This window comes from Winogradskyella sp. MIT101101, assembly GCF_047126865.1.
Lineage (GTDB): Bacteria > Bacteroidota > Bacteroidia > Flavobacteriales > Flavobacteriaceae > Winogradskyella > Winogradskyella ouciana.
The window spans coordinates 1,631,624-1,654,995 of sequence record NZ_CP138982.1; the positions used below are offsets into that span (position 1 = coordinate 1,631,624).

Here is a 23,372-nt window from a genome sequence, read left to right on the forward strand (position 1 = left end):
ATTAAAAACTAAGTCGTATTTCTTTATCATCTTCATCATTGTAACTAATAACAAACTTATACGTTTTTAAATCTGCTTGCAAATGGGCATAATGGCTTTTGTTCGTCCACTTGATATTAATATCTAATGATGAGCTTTGCTCAATTTCTATTTCACCACTGAAGGCTTTTGAAGTGTTTCTTATTTTAATTAGCTTTAACTGATTTAAAACTATATCTTTTTGCAAACCGTCTTCTATATGCTTATTAGTTAGTGTAGTTCTATTTATTTCTTTGTGACCACCTTCACCTGCGCGCTCCACAGCTTCATAATCATTTGTACCAGCAAACAAATCGAGATACCAAATTTGTGGAATACCTGGCATAAACAGTTGAATGGCTCTTGCTAACAACAATTTCTCTTCGCTTTCACCTAATGCACTAAAGTAAGTAGCATTGACTTGGTAATACGAAATTTTATTTCCTTCAGAATCATATAGATTTTTTACTCGACCACCTCGATCAAGGATGAGATTCATTAGGTCTTCGATTTCATCGTCTAAAAGCAATCCTTTGTTGTAAATTCCGTTGACTTCTTTACCTTTTAAGTCCAGAACAGGAATACCATCGTGGCAACCCAGCATATTTACTGTTCTGTAACTATTTTCAATAATTTCGTTTGCCCATTTTATAAGAGCCTCATTACTTCCCTTCTCTAAGGTGTGAATAATCAATCCTGGTAAGAAAAAGTCATAAATTTGGTAGCCATGACTGGCTACTTCTTTATGTAAAAATAAGCCGTATTCTGCGTGAATTTCTGGTAAGAGTTTTAAATCATTTTTATCAGCTATCTCTTTGATTCTATTAAGATAATCCCAAGTGCCAGGAACATTAAAAAAATTGGTTTGCCCAACTTCCTTGTGCAAATATGCAAAGGCATCTAATCGTAAAACTTCACAGCCATAACTCTTTACCTTAGCTAAGGTTTCTTCATAAAAATCCCACACCAATTCTGAGTTGGCATTGACGTCCATTTGACCCAAGATGTTTTTGTCATCATCTATTTTTTGATAAAACGTGTTCCAATACGGTTGTTTTGAGCCATCAGGAAATGGTACTTTTAAGATTGGTAAACCTGATTTTCTCATAAATAACTTATTGAGAAATTCTTCTTTTGGAATTATGATTCCCTCAGCATTCATTGTGCCGTGACCTTTCCAAAAGCTATTCCAATTGATAAAGAAATCTTTGTACTTGGAATCTTTTCCGTTTTTGAGTAAATCCTTAAACTGAGGTGAAGCAACCGATAAATGATTTAATACAATATCAAACTTCAATTGAATATTCAACTTTTCTAATGCTGCTAAATCGACTTCTGAAACTAACTCCTTGTTGATGTTATAATCAATAATGGAAAAACCTCTATCTAAATCACTATTGAAAAATGTTGGTAGTATGTAGAATAATGAAAAGGCGTCTTTAAATTCTGGTCTTTGCAACATTTTAATAGTGTCGCTTAGTTTATTGCCAATACTATCTGGATATGCATTGAGCATTACACCATTATTTACCATATTGGTTTTAGTATTCATATCTTTTTAGAGTAGTTTGGAAAGAATATCAATATTGTCTGGTAGCCTACCCACATTTTGAAGCTTGAGAGATGCCAATTGTAAGGCTACTTCTAAACATTCTTTAATTGGTTTTTCTTTTATGTAAGCAAACAAAAATCCAGACCAAAACGCATCGCCAGCACCTGTGGCATCCATTACGCTTTCAACTTTTATTGCTGGCAATTGTATAATCCCTTTACCTTTTTGAGATAGTTTTACGCCTTCACTTCCCAATGTTAGACAAATTGTCTCTACACCTTCATTATGGAAAAACTCAAAAATTTCTTCGTGAGGTAAACTACGCTCAAAGAGTCTTAGCATATCGTCTTCGCTAATTTTTATAAGCGGATTGAATTTACAGTAAGCTTTAATTACGTTAAGCGCTTCATCTTTATTATCCCAAACCTCATCAGCATAATTAATGTCTATGCTTAACTGACAACCTAAGTTATAGGCTTCTTCTGCCTTTTTTAAGATGGTGGATTGCGCAGGATTTTTACTAAGGGCAAAACAAGTTGTGTGAAAAATACTGGTTTCCTTTAATAATTCTGTTGGGATTTGATCTTCAGAAATACAATAATCTGCCTCACGAAAGGGAATAAAATCCGGTGTTTTCTTTGATCTTGAAACAAAAATTACACTAGTTGGCTTATTAGAAATTTTCTTTACTGAACTCGCTTGAACTCCAACTTCATTAAGTCGTTTAAAAATATATTCCCCAAAACCATCATTGCCAACCGTGGCAACCATTTTAGCGTTTAATCCTAGTCTAGCGGAATTCATAGCTACATTTGTAGGTGAACCGCCCAAGTACCTATGATAATCTCTTGTATTGTTAATTAAAACATCTTTTTGGTGGCCAATAAAGTCAATCAAGACTTCACCAACGCATAAAATATCTATATCTCTATTATTTGCTTTCACAAAAATTTATTCTTCGTTATTATCAAAAATATCTACTTCGCTCAGATCATCGTACAACTCAGATTCTGGCTGCTTTAAGCGTAATGCCAATAACCCAGCTATAATAAAAAATACACCACCAAACAGTATTGCCTTAACAGCACTATTGCCTAAAAGATTTTTAACAATTGGCCCAAAGGTTACGGTTTGGATTCCCATCGGTATTACAATCATCATATTTAAAATTCCCATATATACTCCACGGCGTTCTTGAGGTACAATTTTTGAAACCATTGTATATGGAATTCCCATCATTGCAGCCCAGCCAATTCCGAAAAGTACCATTGGAAACAACACATAGGTCGGATCTTGAATATTTGGAATGGACAGCATGGCGATACCAGTTAAAAACAAGCTAAATACATATACTTTCTTTCCTCCCCATTTTAATGCTAATGGCACCAAAGCCAATGCGAATACTATAGTTGAAATATTATAAGTAGTATTCATTTTAGCCGCTTGACTCAAGGCTTGAGATTTATCAAAACTTAAACTCTCTTCAAACATTGGTGAAATAAATTGCCAATAGATAAAAAGTGCGTACCATTGGAAAAGATATACTGCAGAAAGCTTCCACATAAATTTTGGCATATCCTTTACAGCGTCAACAATTTCCAGAAATGGTGTTTTAATGCGTTGTGCTAACGGTAGGCTTTTATGTTTTTCTATTTCTTTTAATTCTTCATCCTCTGGCGGAATTTCCGGTGTTTTTAAAACTGACCATAAAATTGTAGTTACTGATAAAATTGCTCCGATAAAAAATGAATAATACAACCATTTTGGGATGCTCTTTACACTTTCATCCACTACCTCTTGTCCACCAAACCAATCTTGAAAAAGAAATATGGAAGCATTTGCCAAAACAATACCAGCGCCAACAAATAAACTTTGCATCTGATAGCCAAAGCTCAATTGCTTATTGGGCAATTTATCACCAACAAAAGCTCTGTAAGGTTCCATGGCCATATTGTTGCCCACATCTAAAATCCACAATAGACCTACAGCAAACCACAAAGCTGGACTAAATGGAAAAGCAAATAAACACAGGCTACCAATAATTGCTCCTATTAAAAAAAAAGGCTTACGTCTTCCCCATTTTGGTGACCAAGTCTTATCCGATATTGCTCCAATAATTGGCTGAACTATCAATCCTGTTACTGGGCCTGCAAGATTAAGAAGCGGTAGGTCTTCTGGGCTGGCACCTAAAAAAGAGAATATTGGATTAACGGCAGTTTGTTGCAATCCAAAACTGAACTGAATTCCTAAGAATCCTACGTTCATATTAAATATCTGCCAGAAACTTAGTGTTGGTTTTAACCTTCCCATAATTTTAGATTTACTTAAAAATACTATTTAAAATCTCTGTTTATAATCAATAGTTAAAAAAAGAGCCAATGATAAAATAATATTAACACTGACTCTTTCACCAATCAATCAAACTTAGAAGTTAATTACTTAGACTACTCAAGTAATTTTTATTAAAAATTATAGCTCAATCCTAGTGAGATAGACCTTCCTGGTACTGGTCTAACTCTTAGGAAATTTGTCTGTCCTTCTACAATACTTCCTTCTTCGGATTCTGTTATACCTAACGTATCGAATATATTGTTTGCAGAAAGATTTGCTTTTAGGTTTTCCGTTATACCTACATTGATAAAACTGTTTATGATAACAAAACCTGGTAATACCAACTCATTATTGTCTTGCGCAAATGCTTTACTCTGACCAATAAAGCTAAGGCCAACTGAGTTTTGTTTTTCATTTCCAAAGTTATAAGTTGGAATAAAGTTGTAGATAAAGTCTGGTTGTCTACGAGGAGTGTTGCCATCATTATCTCCTGAAGTAATTTCTGCATCAGTAAAGGTTAATCCACCTCTAAAACCAAAATCATTGACTCTATAAGTTCCCTCTATTTCTAGACCAAACGATTTATAATCATTTTCTATAACGCTGTTGGTAGTTGCTTCAAAACCGCCTTCTTCAGTAGTATTTGCGAAGAACAATGTTGCATATAATGATCCGTTCTCAAATCCTCTTTTGTAACCAAATTCAGCTTGATTTATAAAATCCAACGCGTTAATGGCGTCACTATCCGTGAAATCCAAACCAGTAAATAAAATACGGTCTGCTTTGGCTGAACCACCTCTACTGTATCTTGCAAAAACAGCTTGGTTATCTTGAAGTTTATAATTAACACCTATTGAGTAAGACACGTAATCGTAATCATAGTTTACCGTAGTTGGGTTTGCCAAATCAATCGATTGTACTGTTTCTTCTGGCTGGGAAATTTCACCATCGTTATTGATATCAAAAACAGAAGTTACTGGGCCTGAAAATGTTCCGTCAACTCTACCCTTATCAAAACGGATACTTGCATCAATATTTAATTTTTCTGAAGCCTCAATACCAACCGCCAAATATGGTGCAGAAGTATTATAACGCGTATCATAATTTCTTTGACAGCAGTTCCCGAAAAATGCTGCTCCGTAGCCCACAAGTCCATTTACCGATAGTGGGTCACCGTTGGCATCCAATGCATCAATAAGCCTTGCTTCATCTCCAACACCTTCAAGCAAATAAGAATTCCATAACCAAGACATAGATACATTTTGCATCGCTTTAAAAAATCCTGCGGTAATATTGAAATTATCAAACTTCTTTGTTAAACGAATATCATTCATAAAGTTATTGAAGTTGTTCAATTTTGTGTCAAACAGAACCACTGGTGTAATAATTGAACTACCATTAACAGCACCATCACCATTTGCAAAAGCAAGAGCATCGTAACCTCTATCGGTAGCAAAATCACTCGCCAAAAAGTCTGAGGCAGTCTGTACACTCGCTGGGAAAGGTGAATTAAAACCACCACTGTTAGACGAGAATCTACCGTTATTTGTAACCTTATAATCATTACCTAAATCAAAAGATAACTCCATACCAATAGATGTTGAAATTGGATTCATCCCATCAGAAATATCAGAGCTTCTTAATTGTCCATCTTCTCCCAAACCAACACTTTGCTGTAAATATGGTGTGTGTAATGTTTGGTTGTTGGCATCAAAATTTGGAATGTTCTCAAAATTAGGATCATCATTAGTGCCTGTTACCTGAATTGGGTTTGGCAAATAAGCAATGGCTCTATCATTAAGATATTTTCCGTAAAGTCTTACATAACCGTTTTCGAATTCCTTTGTTAAATTCAGTTTGAATTGCCCACCATTATTAGCGGTATATCCAGCATCTCTGATACCTTCACCAACTCTGTAAAATCCACCCATGTGGAAATAAAGTCCTTCACCTATTGGCGAACCATAATCAAAATCAGTTCTAAAAGAATTGTAATCCAAACCAAAAGATGTTGCTAAAGATCCACCTTCAACTTTTCCTGTTTTGCTAATTAAGTTAATAATAGCACCAGGAGAATTAGACGATAATGTTGAAGCAGAACCACCTCTTATGGCCTCAATTCTACCAATGTTATTATCAAATCTTGTAAAAATATCTGCTGTAGCAAACGCTATATCACCAAACAATAATACTGGTAATCCATCTTCTTGAAGCTGTACATACTTAGAACCTCCAGAAGATACAGGTACACCACGTACCGCTATATTTGAGTTACCTTCACCTCCAGAAGACTCAGAACGAATACCTGGTATTGTTCTAAATATTTCTGCTGTTGTTCTTGGTGCAGATTGCTGTATGGTCTTTGGTCTCATTGTAGTTACAGATACACTAGACTCAATTCTAGATCTCGGGTTGGTCACACCAGTAACGATAACCTGATCTAAGGATTCTGCATCTTCAGCCATTGTCACATCTACTACAACATCGGCACCATCAATGGTAACCGATTTTTTGAATGTTGTAAAACCCAAATACGAAGCGGTTAAGGTATAAGTACCATTTTCTACATTTGTTATACTGTAGTTTCCATCTATATCAGAAACAGCACCATTTGTAGTTCCGTCTAAAATTATGTTTACACCTGGTAGTGGCATGCCTTCAGAATCTTGCACAGTACCCGAAATATTGGATTGCGCAGAAACTAAAAATGATACCATGGTAAAAACAAGCAGTAAACTCAATTTGTTTTTAATCGATTTCATCTCTTTTAGTTGTTTAATTATTAGTTAAGTGATTTAATTTTTATCAAATCTACATTTATACATAAAAATTATTGAGAATTTACAATCGAAAACGTTTTCGATTTTCCGAAAACGTTTTCGATTGTGTAACTTTGTGATAAATAGACTTTAAGTTAATATCATTGTTTTATGAAACCAGTAACCCTAAAACAAATAGCAGAAACCCTAGGTATAAGTATTACAACTGCATCCAAGGCATTGAAAGATTATCCAGACGTTAGTAAAAAGACAAAACGCTTGGTAAAAGAGCTGGCTGAAACCCTTAACTACAAACCCAACGCCTTTGCCGTGACTTTGAGAACTAAAGAATCTAAAACGATTGGTTTAATTGTTCCTGAAGTTGTGCATCATTTTTTTTCGAGCGTAATTAAAGGCATTATCGCTCAAGCTGAAAAAAAAGGATATCTAGTAATTATACTCCAATCAAATGAATCTTATGAACTTGAAAAGAAACAAATAGATTTATTATTGAGTAAAAGGGTTGATGGAGTCCTTATATCACTTGCCAACGGAACAGGAGACTTTAAGCATCTTAATGATTTAATGGTTCAAGATGTTCCATTAGTTATGTTTGATAAGATTGCAAAAATTGTTAATTGCTCTAAGGTTATTATTAACGATAGAAAAGCAGCTTATACAGCAACCCAACATTTAATTGATAATGGTTGCAAACGTATTGCACATTTTAGAGGCCCTTTGCTACCACAAAACTCTATAGATCGGTTTCTTGGATATAAGCAAGCTTTAGTAGATAATAATGTTCCATATGATCCTTCACTGGTATATATTTTAGATGATATGAGCTTTGACGAGGGTAAATATTTTGCAGAAAAATTATTAAAAGACCATAAGGATGTTGATGGTATTTTCATAAATACGGACTTAGTTGCAATAGGTGCCATTACCAAATTTAATGAGATGGGTGTTAAAATACCTGATGATATTTCCATAGTAGGCTTTAGCAATTGGTTTATGTCTTCTGTTATCAACCCTAGATTAACAACAATTGACCAGCCAGGTTATAAAATGGGTAAGACGGCGTTTAAACTCTTATATAAAGAGATTAAAAAGAAAAAAGAAAACTTACCGCCAAACTTTAAAACCGTTGAGCTACAAACAGAATTAATAATTAGAGAGTCAACAAAACAAGCTAGTCTTTCAAAAACTTAATATTACGTTTTAGTCCCGAAAACTTAGTTCGTTTAACAGCAGATTTTTTAAACACCTTTCTAAACGTATCTTCCGTAATCTCTTCCCAATCTTTTTTCGTCATGGATAGTAATTCTGGATGTGGGTTAAACAACGGTTCGTTATGCGATTTAGAAAATCGATTCCATGGACAAACATCTTGGCAGATATCGCAACCAAACATCCAATCGTTAAATTGTCCTTTAAATTCTGTTGGTATATTATCTTTTAACTCAATGGTGAAGTAAGAAATACATTTACTTCCATCTACAACATAAGGTTCTGTTATGGCTTCCGTTGGGCAAGCATCTATACAAGCCGTGCAAGTGCCGCAATGGTCTGTTACTGGTGTGTCGTAATCCAGTTCTAAATCAATAATCAATTCGGCAATAAAGTAAAACGAACCCACTTGTTGCGTCAATAAATTAGAATGTTTTCCAACCCAACCCAAACCCGATTTTGCTGCCCAAGCTTTATCCAATACTGGTGCTGAATCCACAAAAGCTCTTCCATGAACTTCGCCAATTTCATCTTGAATAAACTGTAAAAGTGATTTTAATTTGTCTTTAATGACGAAATGATAATCCGTACCATAAGCGTATTTGGATAGCTTGTACGAATCTTCATTCTGAAATTCTGATGGGTAATAATTCAACAATAAAGACACCACACTTTTTGAACCTTCCACAAGCAATGTTGGATCTAAACGCTTATCAAAATGGTTTTCCATATAGTGCATTTCGCCATGCATGTTCTTGTTGAGCCATGCTTCTAGCCTTGGTGCTTCTTCTTCCAGAAATTCAGCTTTGCTAATGCCACAAGACAAAAAGCCAAGGCGTTTCGCTTCGGCTTTTATGAGTTGTGTATGTTTTGTTGTATTCAATTGTAGTTTAAAAGAACTAAACTACAATAATGTTTTTAATTACACCCTAAATCTGAAGATGACATATAATCTGCGTTAGGAAAACAATTTCCTGATGGTAAGGATTCCGGAACGTAGCGCATTAGGTTATCATCATACAGCGAGTTTTCTATGAACAATGTTAACTGATCAATTTCGGTTTCAGTTAGGTTTAATGGTTCAAAAAACGGAGATAATTTATTTGCAGGCACCTCAGTATTCTCAGCAATGGCTTCATTCTTGTATTCGATTATTTCTTTAACTGAACTAAAACTTCCGCCATGCCCAAAAAATTGCAATCCTTTTAAGTTATATAATTGAGGTGTTTTAAACTTATAATCATCATCTGGGTTTCCTGTAAAACCACCACGTCCTTTTTTTGTTGCATCATCAACTACGGTCGTTACCTCTGGGCCTTCTAAATCCTTCATTCCTAATGCATGAAAATCCATACCGTTAAAACCAGGTCCTGAATGACAGGTATAACATTGTCCCTTATTAAAAAAGACTTTTGCGCCTTCTATTTCTTCATTATTCATCGCATTAGTATCTCCTTTTAACCATTTTTGAAATGGTGATTGGTTGGGCAATAAAACACGCTCATAAGCTGCAATTGCTAAACCAGCTGTGATTTTTGTATAACGTTCTTCAACAGCTATTTCTGGAAAAGCATTATCAAAAAGTTCCTTATAGGATGAGTTTATAATTTCTTCCGAATCAATAACTAATCTATGGACATCTAAACCTGCAATGGCTTGAGTTTCTATCCCTTCAAAACCTAAATTATTAACTTCTTTTGGTGTACCAACGGTCCACGATGATTGAGTACCTTCATTTGAACCCACACCACCAAACTGTCCATTCCATAACATAACATCCTGAAAAGCTACATTTAAAACACTTGGAGATCTTATAGGTTGTACATCGAGGTCTGCTTCAGCATAATTTTGATTTTTGATTCTACTTTCTCCATAAATTCCAAATCCCAATCCGCCTTCACCAATGCCTTGTCTTATACCACTTTGAAACCCTGCATCAACATGATGACAGCTCGCACAAGAATAAGTGTACATACCTTCTTCCATATTCGCATTTGTGGCAATCATTGTTTCGTGATACAATAATTTACCCAACTCCACCTTGTCTTCTGTAATAGGGTTATTGATGTCGTTAGGTATAGCGTTATAATCTGTTTCCAAAGGTTGAATTAATACTGAAGTGGAACCATAAAGCTCTATGATGCGGTTTTCTAATTCAAGTCCGTTTGATACATTTTCATAATCATCTTTATCTGAAAAGCAAGATGTAAGCGATAAACTAACTAATACAGCAATTGATTTTAGGCGTAGGTTTTTCATGATTTGAATGGTTATTTACAATCAAATATAAAATCAGCTATATTGATTTTTTATTCAAATAGATTAAATCACAAAAAATTAGTTAAAGTAATGTAAGGTGCTAAAATTTTCGGTAACAGGACAGTTTTACAATTAAAACAAGCCACCTTGAGAAGGTCCTTTGATTTTCCCTAAATGGTGATATGCCAATTCTGTAACTTCACGTCCTCTTGGAGTTCGCATAATGAACCCTTGCTGAATTAAAAAAGGTTCGTAAACCTCTTCAATGGTTTCAGAACTTTCACTTACTGCTGTTGCCAGAGTTGTTATACCTACTGGACCACCTTTAAACTTTTCTATTATGGTAGAAAGAATTTTATTATCCATTTCGTCAAGGCCATGGGCATCAACGTTCAATGCTTCCAAGGCAAATTTTGCGATTTTTATATCAATGTTGCCATCCCCTTTTATTTGGGCAAAATCCCTAACACGTCTTAAAAGTGCATTTGCAATTCGTGGTGTTCCTCTGCTACGACCTGCAATTTCAATAGCAGCTTCCATGGTTATCGGTACATTAAGGATGGATGAGCTTCGCTGCACGATAGTAGTCAATAAGTCCGTTTTATAATATTGTAAGCGGCTGCTGATACCAAAGCGTGCTCGCATCGGAGCAGTTAACAGTCCTGAACGTGTTGTTGCACCAACCAAAGTAAATGGGTTCAAATTGATTTGAACAGTTCTGGCATTTGGGCCAGACTCAATCATAATATCAATTTTGTAATCTTCCATTGCTGAGTATAAATACTCTTCAACAATTGGACTCAATCGATGGATTTCGTCAATAAAAAGGACATCTCTGTCCTCGAGATTAGTTAATAGTCCTGCTAAATCGCCTGGTTTGTCCAATACTGGTCCTGAGGTAACTTTAATACCAACATCCAATTCATTAGCAAGAATATGCGCCAATGTGGTTTTTCCGAGTCCTGGTGGACCATGAAAGAGTGTATGATCTAATGCTTCTTCCCTAAGGTTAGCCGCTCGAACAAAAACCAGCAAATTTTCTAGTACCTGATCTTGACCTGTGAAGTCTTCAAAAGTCAAGGGTCTTAACTTTCTTTCGACATCGAGCTCTTCTGGGCTGAAATTATCGTTGGATGGGTTTAGGTTTTCGTTCATAGCATTTCCCGTGAAAACGGGAATCTTATCTAGTTATTTCACAATAATCAAATATAAAGAAAAAGACCTTTGGAATATTATATCAATCCAAAGGTCTTTTCAATTTCTTATGTGATTTCCGTTTTCACGGCAATTTTAATGCTGCAATTCCTCTTCACCATCATATAATGGCACATTCTGAGGCACAAAATCGTCTTCGTGTCCCGGCTTACTATAATCGTAAGGCCATCTATAAACGTGAGGAATAGCTCCTTCCCAGTTACCGTGGATATGCTTTACAGGCGCTGTCCACTCTAAAGTAGTAGATCTCCATGGATTCTGTACAGTTTTCTTTCCGTAGAAAATTGAATAGAAGAAATTCCATAAATACACCAATTGGAAAATACCACCGACAATAGCAAACATTGTAATAATTACATTAGCATTAGCTGTATCGTCAAATAACGGGAAATTAGAGTTTGTATAATAACGCCTTGGTAGACCTGCCATACCTATAAAATGCATTGGGAAGAATACACCATAAGCACAAATTGCGGTTACCCAGAAATGCAAGTATCCTAAGTTTTTATTCAACATACGACCAAACATCTTAGGGAACCAATGATAAATACCAGCAAACATTCCGTACAATGCTGAGATACCCATTACCAAGTGGAAGTGAGCAACTACAAAATACGTGTCATGTACGTTAATATCCAAAGCACTGTCTCCTAAAATGATACCTGTTAATCCACCTGTAATAAATGTTGAAACGAATCCAATTGAAAATAGCATTGCAGGATTCAATTGCAGGTTTCCTTTCCATATCGTAGTTATCCAGTTAAAGGCTTTTACTGCTGATGGAATCGCAATCAATAATGTTGTAAATGTAAATACAGATCCTAAGAAAGGATTCATACCCGAAATAAACATATGGTGACCCCAAACTATGGTAGATAAAAATCCAATCGCTAAAATGGACATTATCATCGCACGATAACCAAATATTGGTTTACGAGAATTGGATGCCATAATTTCTGATACCAGACCCATTGCAGGTAGTATAACTATATATACTTCTGGATGTCCTAAGAACCAGAATAGATGCTCAAACAATACTGGAGAACCACCTTGATAATGTAATACTTCACCTTGAATGAATATATCTGATAGAAAGAAGGATGTTCCAAAACTTCTATCCATAATCAACAATAACGCTGCAGATAATAGAACAGGGAACGAAACTACACCTAATATCGCTGTTACAAAAAATGTCCATATAGTTAATGGCATTCTTGTAAACGACATTCCTTTGGTACGTAAGTTAATTATTGTAACAATATAATTCAATGAACCTAGTAATGATGATGCTATGAAAATAGCCATGGACACCAACCACAAGGTCATACCCATACCAGAGCCTCCTTGTGCCAATGGCAATGCTGATAAAGGTGGATAAATGGTCCAACCTGCTGCTGCAGGTCCTGCTTCTACAAACAGTGAAATCACCATGATAACACTTGAAAGGAAAAATAACCAATAAGACACCATGTTTAGGAATCCTGATGCCATATCGCGTGCACCAAGCTGTAATGGAATTAATAGGTTACTAAATGTACCACTTAAACCCGCTGTTAATACAAAGAATACCATAATGGTACCATGTATAGTTACCAATGCTAAATAAATATCTGCATCCATAACGCCTTCTGGAGCCCATTTTCCAAGAAGGGCTTCAAATAATACATTTGGCTTTTCTGGCCAAGCAATTTGCATACGGAACATTATGGACATTAAAACACCAATAACTCCCATAATCGTACCTGTAATAAGGTACTGCTTAGCAATCATTTTATGATCTTGACTAAATATGTATTTAGTTACAAAAGTTTCTTTGTGATGATGTACGTCGTGATCGTCGTGACCGTGTGTATCTACTGTTGCTGACATAATCTCTTTATCTATTGCTTAAAATGATTTCTAATTTTAGTTTAATGATTTGGCAAAGGTCGTTTGTTCTGCCATCCAAGCATCATATTCTTCCTGTGTCTCTACAATGATTTTCATCTGCATATTGTAGTGCGACTTCCCACAGATCTTATTACATAGTAAAAGGTAATCAAATTCGTAAGGCTCTAATGCCTCCTCACCATTTGCCGTTAACTCTTTACTTTTCTCTGTTCTAATCTGATTAATATTTTGAACTTTGTCAATGATATCTTGATTTTGACGCATTTCCTCAGTTGTTACGGTTGGTGTAAATCCAAATTGAGTCACCATACCTGGTACACAGTTCATCTGGGCTCTAAAGTGAGGCATATATGCCGAGTGTAACACATCCTGAGAGCGCATTTTAAATAAAACTGGTCGACCAACTGGTAAGTGCAATTCAGTTACAATAACGTCATCCTGCGCGTTTGGATCATCTTCAGCGACACCCAATATATTGGCCTTATCCAAGTCAATCAATCTCACATTGGCTTTTCCTAATACATTATCCTCACCACCATATCTTGCTTTCCAATTAAATTGTTGCGCATATAATTCTACCACAAGCGTATCTTCCTCTTCTTCGACATTCATAATATCGTTCCATGTGAATAAACCATAGATGATTAAACCTGCCAAAACTATTGTAGGGATAATTGTCCAGATAAATTCCAAGGTATTGTTATCCGCATAGAAGACGGCTTTCTTACCTTTCTCACCTCTATATTTAAAAGCGAAATAGTGTAATATGAATTGCGTTATGGTCTGAACAATAAAAATAATTACCATAGAGATAATCATAAGATTATCTAACCCAGGACCATGCTCTGATGCCGAGTTGGACACTAATGGTAAATCGCCTAAATACCAGAAGCTTAAAATAGTTATAATATAGATGAATGCTAAAAAGCCCATCATTAAATAACCATTTAATTTATTGTCTTTGTCTGTGGCTACAGGTGAACTTTGCGAATCCACTTGAGCCAAATCAAAAATCTTTACCAGTTGCCAAATGGCAACGGCTACAAAGAGTACAATTATTATCGTTAATAAAGCAGTCATTATCGTTTCTGTTCTTTTTTAATAATTAATAATGGAAATGTTCACTTTCCTTCATAAATGGGTTTCGCTTAGCGAGCAACGGTGCTTTTCCTAAAGCCGTAAAGACAATGAATAAGAAAAGACCACCAAACAATAGTATCGAACCTATTTCTGGAATTCCTATAGACCATCTAGGACCTACAGTTGCTGGCATAATCATATTGAATACATCAATATAATGTCCACAAAGGATTACAATACCAGTCATTATCACAAACCAATTGATACGCTTGTAATCACTATTCATTAATAGTAACAATGGGAATATGAAATTCAGTGCCAACATACCAAAGAATGGTAATTTGTAATCTTCAATACGTGTTACGAAATACGTTACCTCTTCTGGTATATCTGCATACCATATCAGCATAAACTGAGAGAACCATAAATACGTCCAGAAAATACTAATAGCAAACATAAATTTAGCTAAATCGTGTATGTGGCTGTCATTTACAAATTCAAGTAAGTTTTTAGACTTTAAGTAAATCGTTATCATTGCGATGACAGTAATACCACTCACAAACATACTTGCAAACACATACCAGCCAAATAAGGTACTGAACCAGTGTGGATCAACGCTCATAATCCAATCCCATGACATCATTGATTCTGTATAGATATAGAATACCAAAAATGCCGCCGAAATTCTAAAATTCTTTTTAAAGTTTCTATTATCATCAGCTGTATCTTGCGCCAATGAGAATTTTCTAGAGAAATATCTGTATAAAGACCAACCTCCTAAAAATATTAAACCTCTGATAAAGAATCCTGTTTTATTTAACCATCCTGATTTACCTGCAACTAATTTGTCATAATTCTCATGACCTACTTCAGTTACACCTTCTTTTAACCATACAAATAAGTGACTATCTGCAACAAAAGCGATTGCTAATACTAGTAATCCACCTGGTAAAACATAAGATGTAATACCTTCCATAACTCTAAATAATACAGGTGACCAACCGGCTTGTGCCGCATATTGAATGGCATAAAACGCAAGTACACCTAAAGCAATCATAAAGAAAAAGAATGCTGCAACATATAAAGCTGAGTAAGGTCTATTATGAATTTGGTGTAAAGCGTGTTCTTCATGCTTTGTCATTCCTCCATGAGCCTCATCACCATGACTATCATCAACATGAGACGCAGATTCTCCGTGCTCTTCACCGTGAGCTTCTTCAGCATGCTCATCGCCGTGGCCTTCAGTAGCATGTTCATCACCATGTCCATGATGTTCTGCCGCTATAACTTCAGAAATATTGTCTTCAGTAACACTATTTGCATCCATAAAGCCATATACAACACCTAATAGTCCTAAAACTACCATGATGATTGCACCCATTCTTAATCGATTTGAAATTTTATATTCCATTATATAATCTTTATCTAAATCTTATTTTTCTAAATCCGCTTTTAGCTTTTCAACATAAGCAACCACCTGCCAACGTTCGTTCTCATTCAATTGGTTTGCATAAGAACCCATAGTATTTCTACCGTAATAAATAACGTGGTAAATACTACCTGTTGTAATGGCTCTACCTGGGTCGTCATAACTAGGTACACCCAATATTTTTTCACGCTGTACTAATTTTCCCTGACCATCACCTTTAGTACCATGACAAATTGCACAATATATAGCATAAAGTGGACCACCAACGGCATAATCAACTCTAGGTACATTAGGATCGACCTTTATAGAATCAGCCATCTCCAAAGGAATAGGATCAGCTAATGGGTTTGTTAAGGTATCTTTTGCCAATTCATAACCTTCATTAGTATTTTCAATTTCGTAAGGCATAAAATCACCTCTTGGAATTGTTCCTTCTGCTGGTAATTGGGCTTCAACACCATTTGCAAAAGCGTCAGATTCTTGATAGGTTTCATACCCAACTGGTTCATACATGTTAGGCATATACTGATAGTTTGGTCTTGAATTCTTTTGACAAGACACAAAACTTATCAACATTACTAATACTACGATATATTTTAACGATGTCTTCATATTAATGTGCATCTTCTTTATCAACTAAATTTATTTGAACAGCTCCAGTGTCTTGTAATAATGAAGTTAATTCACTTTCATTATCATGTACTGCTATTTCCATTAAGAAATGATCATCTGTTGTTCTTGGGTCTGGGTTTTCAGCTTTTTTAAATGGCCACATTCTACTTCTAAGATAAAATGTAATTACCATTAAGTGAGCAGCAAAAAATACCGTAAGCTCAAACATAATAGGAACAAAAGCTGGCATGTTTTCTAAATAACTAAAACTTGGTTTACCACCAATGTCTTGTGGCCAATCTTCAATCATTATAAAATTCATCATCACAATAGCAACCGTAAGGCCAACACAACCATACATAAATGCGGTTATGGCAATACGTGTAGGAGCTAATCCCATTGCCTTGTCAAGTCCGTGGACTGGAAAAGGTGTATATATCTCTTCAATGTGATGTTTCTCTGCCTTCACCTTTTTAACGGCTGACATTAATACATCATCATCTGTATAAATAGCATGAATTACTTTCGAAGCTTCCATAGACTATATTAGTTATTTAATAATTTTTTTGCTTGTCCCGCCCAATCATCTCGCTCAGCTCTTCCTGGGAAAGAACCTGTAATTGAGTCTAACAAGTCATATTCTCTTTTCGTCATTTTGCTTACCTGCGCGTAAGTATAAATACCAATATTATTAAGCGTTTGTTCCATTTTTGGTCCGATGCCGCTAATTACTTTAAGGTCATCTGGTGTTTGAAGCTCTGCATCAAATCGTCCAACTCCTTCTAATAGGCTACCCAACTTTTCAACATCATCTTGCTGTGGTTTTGAACCTGTCGTTTCTTCAGGAAGTTTAAAATTAGAAGTTCTGGCATCAGCACCTGTACCTACTAAACTGTCTCCACTTTCTCTGATACGCTTATAACGCTCACCCGAAGATTTTAAAATAGTCTTAACCTCCGCTTGTGCAATTACAGGGAATGTACGCGAGTACAATAAGAACAATACAAAGAAGAATCCAATGGTTCCGATAAAGATTCCTATATCTACAAATGTTGGTGAGAACATTGTCCAAGATGATGGTAAGTAATCTCTATGTAACGATGTTACAATAATTACAAAACGCTCAAACCACATTCCGATATTTACAACAATTGAAATAAAGAATGAGAACATAATACTAGTTCTGAGTTTCTTAAACCACATAAATTGTGGAGAGAATACATTACAAGTCATCATCGCCCAATATGCCCACCAGTAAGGTCCTGTTGCTCTGTTCAGGAACGCATATTGCTCGTATTCTACTCCAGAATACCATGCAATAAACAACTCAGTAATATATGCCACACCTACTATAGAACCTGTAATCATAATTACGATGTTCATTAATTCGATGTGTTGTACCGTTATATAATCTTCAAGGTTACACACTTTTCTCATAATAATAAGAAGTGTGTTTACCATGGCAAAACCTGAGAAAATCGCACCTGCAACGAAGTAAGGTGGGAAAATCGTGGTATGCCAACCAGGTATAACAGAAGTGGCGAAGTCGAACGATACAATAGTGTGTACAGAAAGTACTAAAGGTGTTGCTAAACCAGCAAGTACCAAAGACACTTCCTCAAAACGTTGCCAGTCTTTTGCTCTACCAGACCAACCGAAACTTAATAATGAATATATTTTCTTTTGGAATGGTCTAACAGCTCTATCTCTAATCATGGCGAAATCTGGTAATAAACCTGTCCACCAGAATACTAATGAAACCGATAAATATGTTGAAATCGCGAATACATCCCAAAGTAATGGTGAGTTAAAGTTTACCCATAAAGACCCAAATTGGTTTGGAATTGGTAATACCCAGTATGCCAACCATGGACGACCCATGTGAATAATTGGGAATAAACCTGCTTGTACTACCGAGAATATTGTCATTGCCTCAGCAGAACGGTTAATTGCCATTCTCCATTTTTGACGGAAAAGTAAGAGTACTGCAGAAATTAGTGTTCCTGCGTGACCAATACCAACCCACCAAACGAAGTTAGTAATATCCCAAGCCCAGTTTACGGTTTTGTTAAGACCCCAAACTCCAATACCTGTAGATATGGTATAAATGATACAACCTATTCCCCAAAGGAATGCGACCAAAGCAATGCTAAAAACAATCCACCATGCTTTATTGGCTTTGCCTTCAACCGGTCTTGCTACATCTACAGTAACATCGTGATACGATTTTTCTCCCGTAACTAAAGGTCTTCTAATAGGTGCTTCGTAATGAGACGCCATAATTATATACGTGTTTCTTTAATTTATTTATGCTTTAGCTGTATTTCTTACTTTAGTTTGGTACACCACATTTGGCTTAGTACCTACATGCTCTAGTAAGTGATACGCTCTTTTATCATCTTTTAATTCGGCAACTTTGCTGTCCTTGTTGTTAATATCGCCAAATACAATCGCTCCGTTTCCACATGCTGCTGAACAAGCTGTTTGGAATTCTCCATCTTTAACAGGACGTCCTTCACGCTTTGCATCTAGAATAGTTTTTTGTGTTTTTTGAATACACATTGAACATTTCTCCATAACACCACGAGAACGTACTACCACATCTGGGTTTAACACCATACGTCCTAAATCGTCATTCATGTAATAATCAAACTCTTCATTCTTACTATATAAGAACCAGTTGAAACGACGCACTTTATAAGGACAGTTGTTAGCACAATATCTTGTACCTACACAACGGTTATATGCCATATGGTTTTGACCTTGGCGACCATGGGATGTCGCAGCAACAGGGCAAACTGTTTCACAAGGTGCATGGTTACAGTGTTGACACATTACTGGCTGGAATGCTACTTGTGGGTTGGCTGCAGGACTTTCCATCTCACCAAACTCACTTAGAGAACTCCCTAAACCAGAAATATTTTCTTTCTTTTCGTTATCACTTTCAAATGAATCTTCAGAAGAGTAATATCTATCAATACGCAACCAGTGCATATCTCTACTACGTCTCATTTCAGTTTTACCTACTACAGGAACGTTATTTTCTGAATGGCATGCTATAACACATGCACCACAGCCTGTACAGGCATTTAAGTCTATAGATAGGTTAAAATGATGTCCGACTGAACGATCAAAAGATTCCCATAAATCTACATCTGGGTTTGTAACCTTTACTTCCTCATGGTTTAATGAAACTACTGGTGTTTTGTTCCACCCATGATAATGATCCTCTGGACCATAAGTATTAAAAATCTCTAAACTTGTTTCTTTAATGATGTCGCCACGACCCATTAAAGTATTGTGTAATTGCACACAAGCAAACTCATGCTCACCTGCGGCCTTGCTAATCGTTACATCTTGAACCTTGTTAAAGTCTTGATATAACTTATAAGCATTAACGCCTGTTTGCATTTCTTCCTTCAGGCCGGCTTTTCTACCATATCCAAAAGACAAACCTACTGATCCCTTCGCTTGACCTGGCTGAACAATTACCGGAACATTTTCTAACGTTACTCCATTTACCGTAACATTGGCATAGCTTCCGTTAAGTCCTCCATTGGCAACATTCCAATTCTTTAATTCTAATCTATCTGCATCAGCTTGAGAAATTGTTAAGTAGTTATCCCAAGTTGTTCTAGTTATTGGATCTGGAAACTCTTGTAGCCAAGGGTTATTGGCTTGTTGCCCATCACCCATACCTACTTTGGTATAGAATGACAACTCCATACCATTGGATTTTGCAGAATTAGCCAAAGCTCTTGCTGCAGTTCCTCCTGTTAAAACAGTCACTTCTTCAGTAACTTCAGCATTTTCAGTTGTTGTTTCTAACGTTTCCGCTTCTACTAAATCAGACGAAGCACTAGTAACAAAAACACCATCCTGTACAACTTTGTTAAAAGAACTTCCTCCTAAGATATTGCTTGTCCAGTATGATTTAATAAAGTCTCTATATGTTGAATCGTTTCCGTTCCAAGCTAACAATACCTCTTGAAATTGTTTTGTATCAAACAATGGGCGAATTGTTGGCTGCATCATTGAATAATGACCAGACTTTAACTCAAAGTCTCCCCAGGATTCTAAATAGTGTGGTGCCGCCGCAATATAATCACAATTGGAAGCCGTTTCGTCTTGCTTCATCGAGAAAGCAATAGATAAATCTACTTTATCCAATCCGGCTTTGAAATCTATCGTACTTGGCAAACTGTACATTGGGTTAACACCATTCATAATAAGTGCACCAACTCTACCAGCTTTCATATCAGCAACCAATTGCATTACTGCTTTGTCGCTTCCTTGTCTTGTTTTTATAGTTGTATCAGGATCAAAAGCCTTACTACCTAATTCCTCATTGATCTCTAATACTGTAGTTTGAGCATTCACATCTTGAATACCTGAAACCACAACACCATTACTACCTGCCGCTATCAATTCTTTGGCAGCAGCCTTTACTGCGCTGTCTAACCCTTCTGGCAAAGAACCAGGTAGAGCTACACCAGTAACATAACTGTAAAGTTTAGCTAAAGCCAATTTTTGTTCGCTTGGCGTTAAAGGAATACGTTTATCTGCATTTGCTCCAGATAAAGACATATTAGATTCAAACTGAATGTGACGAGACATTTTACCATGATCTGGAATACGATTCTTTGCATAACCAGATTCAAATCCTCCACCTTGCCAATCTCCTAAGAAATCAGCTCCGATTGAAACAATGGTTTTGGCTTTTGAAAAATCATAATTAGCCATTCCCCTTGTTCCGTACTTGGCTTCGTAAGCATCTAAAGTTGCAGATTCTGATACAGCGTCATAAGCAACGTGCTTTACGTTACCATATTTTGCCGAAAAGTCTGCAATTAATTTATGTGTTGATGGACTAGGCATGGTTGCCGTTAAGAAAACGATTTGCTTTCCGTCACTTAATCCATTTAATTTTGAAGTTGTTTCAGACATAAAGGTATCCCAAGAAATCTTGGCATCACCTTTCATAGGTGATTTCACCCTTAGGTTGTCATACAAACCTAAAACTGATGAATGCACTCTCGCATTTGCTATACCGTTGGTTGCAGCATCTGTGTTGTTTTCAATCTTTATTGGTCGTCCCTCCCTTGTCTTTACTAAAACACTAGCAAAATCAAAACCATTTGCTATGGTTGTAGCATAGTAGTTAGCCACACCTGGAATAATTTCCGTAGGTTGTACAACATAAGGAATTGACTTAATCACTGGACCTTCACAAGCTGCCAATGAAGCGGCTGCCGTACTAAATCCAACATATTTTAAGAAATCACGACGCGATGTTGACGAAGACTCTAAAGCCTCTTTATCGCCTAAAAACTCATCTGTTGGAATTTCTTCCACAAATTCATTTTGTTTTAGCGTCTCAACAATAGAGCTATTTTCATTTAGCTCTTCAACACTTTTCCAGTATTTCTTGTTTGATGACATAGTGTTAATTTATGATTTTTGATTTACGATTTACGATTTTTCTTGTGTTAACATTCGTAATTCGTCAATCGTAATTCTTTAATTTTTTAATAGTGGCACTTACCACATTCTAATCCACCCATTTGTGCCGCAGTCAGTTGATCGACACCATACTTTTTAGACAATTCTTCATGAATTTTAGTATAGTAGCCGTTATCCTGTACTTTAACATTGGTTTCTCTATGACAATTGATACACCAACCCATCGTTAATGGTGCATGTTGGTACATTATCTCCATTTCCTCAACAGGGCCATGACAAGTCTGGCACTCAATACCTGCCACCGAAACATGTTGCGAGTGATTGAAATATGCAAAGTCTGGCAAATTGTGAATTCTAATCCATTTCACAGGTTTAGAATCTCCTGTGTAAGCTGTTCCGTCCCATCCTACCGCATCATAAAGTCTTTGGATCTCAGCGTTGTAATCTACACCATACTCTCTTCCTTCCGCTAAAGTTTCTGGTGCCACTTCTGAAATAGACTTGTGACAGTTCATACAAATATTCAATGATGGGATTCCTGAATGCTTACTTACTCTCGCTGAGGAATGACAATATTTACAATCTATAGCGTTGTCACCAGCGTGAATCCTATGTGAATAGTGAATTGGCTGAACTGGCTCATAACCTTGATCTATACCTACCTGCATAAAATAACCATATACAAAATATCCACTCGCCAATAAAAGGAAAATAACTGTAACCAACACCAAGAATTGGTTTTGAACAAAAGCTTTCCAAAGTGGCAAGCCTTTTTCCTTAGTTGCTACCTCAATACCTTTAGCATCTGCGAAACGGTTTAATGTACGCTTAACCAAAACTAACGCTATAGCCAATAAACCAAATAATATCGCTAGAGCACCTAAGATTAAATTATTCGATGCTCCCCTATCATCAGGAGGTGTTTCACCGCCGCCGCCATTCAATACAACAGGTTCTGGTTTTGGTTGTGCTGTATAAGCTAAAATATCAGTAATGTCTTGGTCACTCAATTGCGGGAACGCTGTCATCGCCGTATTATTCCATTCAGCGAATATCTTAGTCGCATACAGATCACCAGATTTAATCATGGCAGCACTATTACGTATCCATGCATTTATCCATTCTCTATCCAAGCCTTGTTCTTCTGCCAATCTAGCTTCTACGTTTCTTAACGCAGGACCAGTCATTGGTTTGTCTAGTTTATGACAAGATGCACAGTTAGCATTAAAGAGTGATTTTCCATTCGCTGGATCACCTTCTTGAGCTGTTAATGAGGTTGAAAACGTGAGTAATAAAATAAAACCTAAATGAAGAATCTTAGAGGTTAAATTACGGTAGATCACCTGTTTCATATTATGAGTTGAATTATCTTCTAAACTTTGGTACGATTTTTTCATTTAAATGCGAAAAAACATGTTTGTAAAAACTCATGCAAAAGTAAGATATAAAGTCGATTTTAGAAATCTTAGAGAAGTGTTAATATCTAATTTATACCAATTCTAAATAAGATTTTTTAAGCATTTGCGTTGAATAA

At 36.1% G+C, this 23,372-nt stretch carries 16 protein-coding genes; 1 reads left to right on the plus strand and 15 read right to left on the minus strand.

Going from position 1 to position 23,372, the window contains the following annotated elements; genetic code table 11:
• Position 1: 1 nt before the first annotated feature.
• The 4 genes from gtfA to SIB89_RS07530 all read right to left on the minus strand — a co-directional run bounded on the left by gtfA (position 2) and on the right by SIB89_RS07530 (position 6,663).
• Complete coding sequence (gtfA, locus tag SIB89_RS07515) at positions 2-1,570, minus strand: sucrose phosphorylase (RefSeq protein WP_412561753.1); 1,569 nt, start codon at positions 1,568-1,570, stop codon at positions 2-4.
• A gap of 6 nt (positions 1,571-1,576) precedes the next feature.
• Positions 1,577-2,515: a carbohydrate kinase family protein gene (locus SIB89_RS07520; protein ID WP_412561754.1), complete on the minus strand. Its 939-nt coding sequence runs from the start codon at positions 2,513-2,515 to the stop codon at positions 1,577-1,579.
• A 6-nt stretch (positions 2,516-2,521) separates the two neighbouring features.
• Entirely contained in the window at positions 2,522-3,880 is a 1,359-nt protein-coding gene (locus tag SIB89_RS07525; RefSeq protein WP_412561755.1) for an MFS transporter, read from the minus strand.
• A gap of 152 nt (positions 3,881-4,032) precedes the next feature.
• Positions 4,033-6,663, minus strand: coding sequence for a TonB-dependent receptor domain-containing protein (locus SIB89_RS07530; protein WP_412561756.1), 2,631 nt, complete (start codon positions 6,661-6,663; stop codon positions 4,033-4,035).
• Positions 6,664-6,831: 168 nt separating this feature from the next.
• Between SIB89_RS07530 and SIB89_RS07535 the strand changes: the two genes are divergently transcribed.
• Positions 6,832-7,872, plus strand: coding sequence for a LacI family DNA-binding transcriptional regulator (locus SIB89_RS07535; RefSeq protein WP_273289573.1), 1,041 nt, complete (start codon positions 6,832-6,834; stop codon positions 7,870-7,872).
• Here the strand turns inward: SIB89_RS07535 and queG are convergent.
• The 11 genes from queG to SIB89_RS07590 form a co-directional block, all read right to left on the minus strand.
• Positions 7,853-8,773 carry a tRNA epoxyqueuosine(34) reductase QueG gene (gene queG, locus SIB89_RS07540; protein ID WP_412561757.1) on the minus strand — a complete coding sequence of 307 codons (921 nt, stop codon included), beginning with the start codon at positions 8,771-8,773 and terminating at the stop codon, positions 7,853-7,855. The two genes, SIB89_RS07535 and queG, sit on opposite strands and share 20 nt — an antisense overlap.
• 35 nt (positions 8,774-8,808) lie before the next feature.
• On the minus strand, positions 8,809-10,149 hold the full coding sequence (locus SIB89_RS07545; protein WP_412561758.1) for a cytochrome-c peroxidase: 1,341 nt from the start codon (positions 10,147-10,149) through the stop codon (positions 8,809-8,811).
• Positions 10,150-10,281: 132 nt separating this feature from the next.
• Positions 10,282-11,304, minus strand: coding sequence for a Holliday junction branch migration DNA helicase RuvB (ruvB, locus tag SIB89_RS07550; protein WP_412561759.1), 1,023 nt, complete (start codon positions 11,302-11,304; stop codon positions 10,282-10,284).
• 135 nt (positions 11,305-11,439) lie between these two features.
• Positions 11,440-13,233 carry a cbb3-type cytochrome c oxidase subunit I gene (locus tag SIB89_RS07555; RefSeq protein ID WP_155088703.1) on the minus strand — a complete coding sequence of 598 codons (1,794 nt, stop codon included), beginning with the start codon at positions 13,231-13,233 and terminating at the stop codon, positions 11,440-11,442.
• Positions 13,234-13,269: 36 nt separating this feature from the next.
• Entirely contained in the window at positions 13,270-14,334 is a 1,065-nt protein-coding gene (locus tag SIB89_RS07560) for a cytochrome c oxidase subunit II (protein ID WP_155088705.1), read from the minus strand.
• Between the two features lie 25 nt (positions 14,335-14,359).
• Positions 14,360-15,715 carry a quinol:cytochrome C oxidoreductase gene (locus SIB89_RS07565; RefSeq protein ID WP_412561760.1) on the minus strand — a complete coding sequence of 452 codons (1,356 nt, stop codon included), beginning with the start codon at positions 15,713-15,715 and terminating at the stop codon, positions 14,360-14,362.
• A gap of 51 nt (positions 15,716-15,766) precedes the next feature.
• Positions 15,767-16,375 (minus strand): c-type cytochrome, encoded by a 609-nt coding sequence (locus tag SIB89_RS07570; RefSeq protein WP_155088707.1) that lies wholly within the window; start codon positions 16,373-16,375, stop codon positions 15,767-15,769.
• A 1-nt stretch (position 16,376) separates the two neighbouring features.
• Entirely contained in the window at positions 16,377-16,913 is a 537-nt protein-coding gene (locus SIB89_RS07575; protein WP_412561761.1) for a DUF3341 domain-containing protein, read from the minus strand.
• An 8-nt stretch (positions 16,914-16,921) separates the two neighbouring features.
• Entirely contained in the window at positions 16,922-18,655 is a 1,734-nt protein-coding gene (gene nrfD / locus SIB89_RS07580) for an NrfD/PsrC family molybdoenzyme membrane anchor subunit (RefSeq protein ID WP_155088711.1), read from the minus strand.
• A 27-nt stretch (positions 18,656-18,682) separates the two neighbouring features.
• Positions 18,683-21,817 carry a TAT-variant-translocated molybdopterin oxidoreductase gene (locus SIB89_RS07585; protein WP_412561762.1) on the minus strand — a complete coding sequence of 1,045 codons (3,135 nt, stop codon included), beginning with the start codon at positions 21,815-21,817 and terminating at the stop codon, positions 18,683-18,685.
• An 86-nt stretch (positions 21,818-21,903) separates the two neighbouring features.
• On the minus strand, positions 21,904-23,190 hold the full coding sequence (locus SIB89_RS07590; protein ID WP_412561763.1) for a c-type cytochrome: 1,287 nt from the start codon (positions 23,188-23,190) through the stop codon (positions 21,904-21,906).
• Positions 23,191-23,372: the final 182 nt, after the last annotated feature.